This window comes from Candidatus Hepatobacter penaei, from assembly GCF_000742475.1.
GTDB classification, from domain to species: domain Bacteria; phylum Pseudomonadota; class Alphaproteobacteria; order Holosporales; family Hepatobacteraceae; genus Hepatobacter; species Hepatobacter penaei.
The window spans coordinates 21,757-27,756 of the sequence record NZ_JQAJ01000002.1 but is presented as its reverse complement, the minus strand read 5'-3'; the positions used below and the strand labels follow the sequence as shown (position 1 = coordinate 27,756).

General features: G+C 47.5%; 7 protein-coding genes and 1 tRNA gene. 4 read left to right on the top strand and 4 right to left on the bottom strand.

Annotation, left to right across the window (positions count from 1 at the left end):
• From IG82_RS07235 to IG82_RS0102065, 3 genes are all read left to right on the top strand, one after another.
• Positions 1–222, top strand: a 222-nt coding sequence (locus IG82_RS07235) for a hypothetical protein (RefSeq protein WP_216476126.1), incomplete at its 5' end; no start/stop codon positions are given.
• A 36-nt stretch (positions 223–258) separates the two neighbouring features.
• Positions 259–936, top strand: a complete 678-nt coding sequence (locus tag IG82_RS0102070; protein WP_031933993.1) for a hypothetical protein — start codon at positions 259–261, stop codon at positions 934–936.
• 103 nt (positions 937–1,039) lie between these two features.
• A complete protein-coding gene (locus IG82_RS0102065) occupies positions 1,040–1,609 on the top strand; it encodes a hypothetical protein (protein WP_156095316.1) in 570 nt (189 codons plus the stop codon).
• Between the two features lie 499 nt (positions 1,610–2,108).
• Here IG82_RS0102065 and IG82_RS0102055 read toward each other — a convergent pair whose 3' ends face one another.
• The 3 genes from IG82_RS0102055 to IG82_RS07150 form a co-directional block, all read right to left on the bottom strand.
• A complete protein-coding gene (locus tag IG82_RS0102055) occupies positions 2,109–2,300 on the bottom strand; it encodes a hypothetical protein (protein WP_156095315.1) in 192 nt (63 codons plus the stop codon).
• A 212-nt stretch (positions 2,301–2,512) separates the two neighbouring features.
• Positions 2,513–3,043, bottom strand: coding sequence for a trypsin-like serine protease (locus tag IG82_RS0102050; RefSeq protein WP_216476125.1), 531 nt, complete (start codon positions 3,041–3,043; stop codon positions 2,513–2,515).
• 225 nt (positions 3,044–3,268) lie between these two features.
• A complete protein-coding gene (locus IG82_RS07150; RefSeq protein WP_156095313.1) occupies positions 3,269–3,454 on the bottom strand; it encodes a hypothetical protein in 186 nt (61 codons plus the stop codon).
• Positions 3,455–3,572: 118 nt separating this feature from the next.
• Here IG82_RS07150 and IG82_RS0102040 point away from each other — a divergent pair, with 118 nt between their 5' ends.
• Positions 3,573–5,630 (top strand): hypothetical protein, encoded by a 2,058-nt coding sequence (locus IG82_RS0102040; RefSeq protein ID WP_156095312.1) that lies wholly within the window; start codon positions 3,573–3,575, stop codon positions 5,628–5,630.
• A gap of 168 nt (positions 5,631–5,798) precedes the next feature.
• On the opposite strand, the gene IG82_RS0102030 is transcribed toward IG82_RS0102040, so the two are convergent.
• Positions 5,799–5,874: transfer RNA gene (locus tag IG82_RS0102030), tRNA-Lys, on the bottom strand.
• Positions 5,875–6,000: the final 126 nt, after the last annotated feature.

Sequence of the window (6,000 nt, the reverse complement as noted above, 5' to 3'; positions counted from 1 at the left end):
GGGCAAGGGCAAGGGCAAGAAGGCCCTGATGCTCCCGTTACCCATGCCTCTTTACAGGCATCTTTTGAAAAAACATCCTCTGAAATAACCATCAATCACCTTCCAGATGAAATACTTTTACCTATTTTACGCTATGCTTGTTATACGCATGATGGTCGGGACAGGGTTTACTTTGAGATTGATGCTACAGGGGCACTTCAAAGAACTGACCAGAAAAAGTGAACACCTTTTTTTTGTTGGTCCATAAGGATAGACCAAGTGGAAAACGTATGCACCCTCTGGAAACGTTTAGTTCAAGACATCCTTTGTAAAGAATTACTTTTTATTAATTGGGGCGTGGATGAATTCGGTCTTTTTTATGAGCTCATGCCTTGTGCCAAGGGTGTTTCTTTAACAACACCTTTATCAGGTGAGATACCTTTTAAGAAAATATATATAAGTGGTTTTGATATCATAACATCCAAGAGCATTCCCCTTTTTAAAAATAGTCGGTCGTTAGGCATGCATGGTACGAGGAAGTCGCTCGATACGTGTGTCCGTGATCGCGTCGAAAAACTGTTTTCAAACGTGATGTCACGCCCTTCCGAAGACAGCGGGTCCTTACGCACTCTTGATGTATCAAGGATTGATTTGGGTGCAAGCGTTGATAAGTGGATCTCCTTTCTTTCTTTGCAGGAGAAGTTAGAGACCCTCAAGCTGCACAACTGTGACCTATCTTTATCTTGCGAAGAAAAGCCTTTTGCCCTGGCGTTGGGCCAGGTTATTAAAAACGTGCCGCTAACCTTCTTTAAGCTTGTCGAGCATCAAGAGTGTCATGGCAAATTTAGCGATGAATCTAACGTTTGGGTGCAACGTTTTTTCAGAAGAGAAGCCCCAAAACTGGTTGTTTTGTATGGGCAATTTTTTCCCCCACACACTCACCACGCTCCATATTAAGGTCGAAGGCGCACGGCTCAAAGAGGGGTTTCTTGCGGGTCTTAGTCAATTAAAGTCTCTTTACCTAGAACAGGTTCTTTTTTCTCAAAAAGAATATGCTCAGATGCTTGATGATATTAAATCAAAAAAGCATATCACCTCCTTAAGCTTTGTGGCCATCAAAATACTCAAAACCAATCCTTTTGTCCTTGAGTTTTCAGACATACTTGAACATCTGCCATCTACAGTTGAATCCTTGTACCTAGACAATAGACTCACCATGGAGGGTCCACTTGTCTTTCCTTCTTCCTTAAAACGATTAAGCATGAAAAATGCGATCTCTAATAAGGCTATGCTAAGCGCTTTGCAGGCCAGTCTTCCACCTTGCCTGACGTATTTGGACATTTCATTTTCTCTTTATGGTTTCACGTCTAGCGTTACACCCAAGGAAATAGGGGGCTTTCTTCGAGATGCGTCCATGGATTCCATGGAAGAGCTTATCCTAGGCCAATCTCAGATTGGGCTAAAGGCAATGGTTAGAAATGTCATGTTCATGGCACGAAACAAAGACCAACAATTTCCCAACCTTCGCAAGTTTGATTTAACAGGCTGCGCAAGTGGCAGAAAAGTAAGGAAGGAGTTCAAGGAAAGCGTCGAGAACAGTCATCAAGATATGTCTTGGGTTGTCTTCTAAGCTTTTGTCGTTGTGGCTGCTGTATTTCTGCGTGCCCAAATGCACGAAGTGCCAATGTGCTCTGAACACTCAATGTATCCATTTTTTGATAGAGACAGAATTGTATCATCCTTGGCAGGCACTCAATGACGATGTGCATCACGCCACATCCTTTAAGTTTTTGATTTTGAATGCATGCGCGCAAAGGGGAGGCGCCGAGTGCCACGTGGGATCCATTTGATCAGACGACGTGTGTTGAGTCGAAGCCATTCCGCCTGATCAAGCAAAAGCGCACAAAGGGCCTTGAATTTTTGCCAAAAAGACACTAATTTTGAATCAGGATTTTGGTTTGTAACTGTGATCATGCTGTCTCGAGTGTTTTTTCTGGCGTTCATCTTTGGTGTACGTATGCTCTTGGCCGGTGGGGATGACGATTTTTTCTCAAACGCTCCTACCTATGCTTTCAAGACAGCGCAGTCTGAGATTCGTGCTTTGATGAAAGGTCAGCTCTGTTTTCATCTTACGCCCCTTGCTTTTGAATCGCACCGTCTATGAAACGTAAATTCTCTTCATGAAAAACTGAAAACGTCACACCATGTGTGGAAACCTGGGGCAGACAAAACACGGTTTGCAGCAAGGTGCGAAAACGCACGATACACGAAGGAAAGGCAAAGTTCACAAACCAATCACTTGCTTGCAAGGCATGACGCACAAAAAAGGGTAGCCCTTGGTAAGCGGGAAAAAAACCACTCTTTGCCTCAGGTGAGAGAAGGTCATCTGGGCCTCCTGACACGAGACCGAATATTGTACGCTTTGCTGGGTTAAACAAGGGGCCACCACTATCTCCTGCAAGGGGCGAGCATTCTAGAAAAGTCGTCTGAGGCAACAACTGATCGAAAGGGCTCAGGTTGTCCCGGAACAACTTCATTTGAGCATACAGAGAGGGGGCAGGGGGGATGTATTTTGCAAAAAAATACTGCCGTCCTCATTATATATTTTTTCTGCGTATAGGGTCCCGGCAAGCGCCACCAAGGCATTATTCTCACAATAGCGACCCCTTTGGTATGGATCTAAGACGCCTCGACGACCAAAACCGGCCACAGCATAGATAACGGGAAGATTGTGGGGCGGCAGATCTGCAATGGTAAACGGCTCACTTTGGGGAACGCTTTTAAGAAAGCCAACGGCTATGTCGTGTGAAGACTCCTGCGGTGTATAACGAGGATGTTGCACCCAATGCACAATTTGTATGGCTTGGTCGTCATAAACAAATACTGCAGATTGGGCGTTGTCAAACACGTGGGCAGCTGTAACAACGACTGTATGACCTTTTATGTTCACCAAAGAACCTGCACCGTATTGACCACTATTGCAATCAATCCGACCCATGGGCAACCCTTGAGCCGCCTGCTCGTATCCTTCAAGAGGAATGTCGCCATATGTTGCGATGCCCATACAAACAGATAGGTTGATCACATTCAAAATGGCTATGAACAAAATGTGGTTGGCGACCCTTTTCATTGTATGAACAAAAACCATGGTACAGATTCCCTTTTGATACATGAAACAGCAGTGTACGTTTTTTTATCAATTTTTATGCTTTGCCCTCCTATCTTTTTGACAAAATACGCTTCTCCCCACTGGCCTTTGGGGGGGCAGAACGCTTTTATATATGGCCGTCTACGCCATCTCCATAACCCGATTCGATTGTTGTTGATAGCTTTGATCAAGCGCAAGGCGTGATGCGAGCATGATCTCTGTAATACCCATGAGGCCTCTGGCGTGCGGCAGGCTTTGGTTTTCGTAGCCGCTATCCTCTTGTTTTCCGATAATGTTGCCCTGCCTTGGCGGCTTGCTCTGTGTCATGTTGCGGCAGGCTTTCTGACAATGTTTGTCTTGTTGACATAATTTATCTTGTTGACATAATTTGTCAAGATTTGTACAAAGAGAGGGAGTCTCTTCCAGATTTTTGTGGGATCCTTTTATGAAAATGTATACCTTTGGTTTTGCGCTCTGCGCTCTTTGTGTCACGTCCCTTGGGGCGATGGATCCATCTCCCACTGAAAATGCCCCCGAATTCGGCAGTGCGATCACCAGAGGTCTCAAAAAGCTTGACCCACCGCTGGCGTCGATGAAGGGGTGGGCGGAGCATGTGAACCTCACCGTGATGGCTGTAACAGCCTCTGAAAGGTGCATACTCTCTGTGCCCTTCGATCTCCCTTGGGATGAGGCGGGCATTCATAGGGCATGGCTGCATTCTTCACCTGATGCGGGTGCGTTCGAGATCACGTTTGCTGAGCTCAATCACATGACCTATGGTGGCCTGTTGGATACCATTGAGGGTTTTCTGAGAAATGGGGAGCAGGAAGACGGGTCAGACCCCGTGGTGGTTCGTCTCTCCGCGCACCTGACGCTTCGCAACCTCTCACATGCATTACCAAAAAGCGTTTTGTTGCCACATGTCAATCAATTGTTTGTGCAGGGCACTCACTTCGGCAAACTCGATGGTTGGGGGTTCCCAAACCTGACGAGCGCACAATTCATGGATGTGAACTATTTCGGCACACAATACGTTGCGCCGCCGTCTTTGTGCGTTTTAAGCGCAGATAGACAGGAACCCCCAGTCCCCCTGACGCTCAAAGCAGAATGTGGTTATGCGCTGCCGGCAGCGTTTGGCTCTCATATACAAGGCGGCCGCTTGACGTTGCAGTGCAGTGCGGGAACGCACGCAGGGGCCATTTTCAAAAAGGCCGGCTCTCTGACGGGGCACAACGCGATCCAAAAACATCTTGATGAACCGTGTGGGCTCAGGATCCCTCTGTCCTTTTATGCAAAAAATGACAACCCGTGGGCTCACCGGGGCGTTGAGGATTTGCACACAACATGGCTTGACTCTCAAACGAAGGCATTCGTTGCTGAAAAACCCCCTACACCCTCTAAGAGTGGTTTTATCACACGGGAGGATGGTCTCTATAGAATGTCTTCACCTGCTGACACATCGGGAACTGAGTCAGAAGAGCTTGTCAGGATTCCATCCGAGATGATTGACCATATCCTGAGCTTCTTGCAAGACCCTTTTCATCTCTTCAGTTTCGAACAAGCCTTTCGGAGTGTTCCTTCTGTGAAGAATCTCATATGGAGACAGGTTGCTACTTTTGGTAGACCTTTTGTGATGGAAAAAGGGTCCTATATCGGTGAGGGTTTATGCAAGAACTTTCCTCTGGTTCACGACTGGTCTGCTCCAGGATCGTATCTGTCTCGCGCGTGGGTGAGCACAGCTGACAAGCATTTTGTGTGGGGGTTGCCTCACCAGATGCCCGATGGCGTGGTGATGAACGCTGGGGATCCAGAGTCTATTGATCTTCCCGAGCATGCCCATGTGGTGAACGTAAGAGAGAGCGTGACCTATAGGCCTGTTTTCGGAAATGCTGCTTTGCAGCAGAAATGGGAGCAGTTATGTGAAGACAACAGTGAGGATGGGAAATACTGTGTCAGAGACATTGTGCTCGATGAAAACGGAGATCTCAAGCAGGGTCAAACGTATGAAGCGCGTATGGGTATCAAGCGCACTGCAGACTTTCTTGTGCAAAAGGGTGTGCCATTTGCCACCCGGGATAACGGCTTCTTTCAGGTGTATGTTCCAAAAAAGGTTCCTGGGGTGTTGGGGCAGAAATTCAATGACATGATGGATGGCTTTGTCGGTGTGAAGATGCGTGTTCACTGGTGTTTTGAGGGTCGTAACGATGGCGTGAGCGTTGGTGATTTTTTCCTTGAGAAGCCAAACCATAAAGCAGACAAAGATTTTTATAGCCAAGGCATCAGGAGTGAGGTTAACAACCTACCTCATCTGATCAGCGCCGCCGCTCTCGATCATCTGTTCCGAAACGCCGAGGATCAGGTGGTGTTCATGAGGCATCAAAAAACCGCTCAAGCATCGGCCGATCAAGCATCTGAGGTGGCCACCCCTGATGTCTCCATTCAGCCCATCACGCCTGCAGAGAGCGTCAAAGCAAGCGCGCGGGGCACCGATGGTGGCAAATGAGGGGGATCAGCTTGACACGAAAGAAGATCTTTACGGAGAGCTGGTCGAGGTGATCCCCGGGAAGAGCGCTAAAAAAAGGCCCTTGCTAACAGGGGCTCCCACACGATTCACGTTGATGACCATTTTATTTTTAGAAAAATGAAAAAACATTGGCGGGCAGGGGAAACATGGTGGGCGCTGTAGGGATCGAACCTACGACCCGCTGATTAAGAGTCAGCTGCTCTACCAACTGAGCTAAGCGCCCCTTCAAGGTTCTGCTATTAGGGTATCTTTTTTTCATCCAACGTCAACGCTCTTTTTGCCTTTGAGGTGCGCCGAAAAAACAACCGCGCCTCCTTCGACAGGGTTTCTGCGTCTGCCTTCCTCCCCT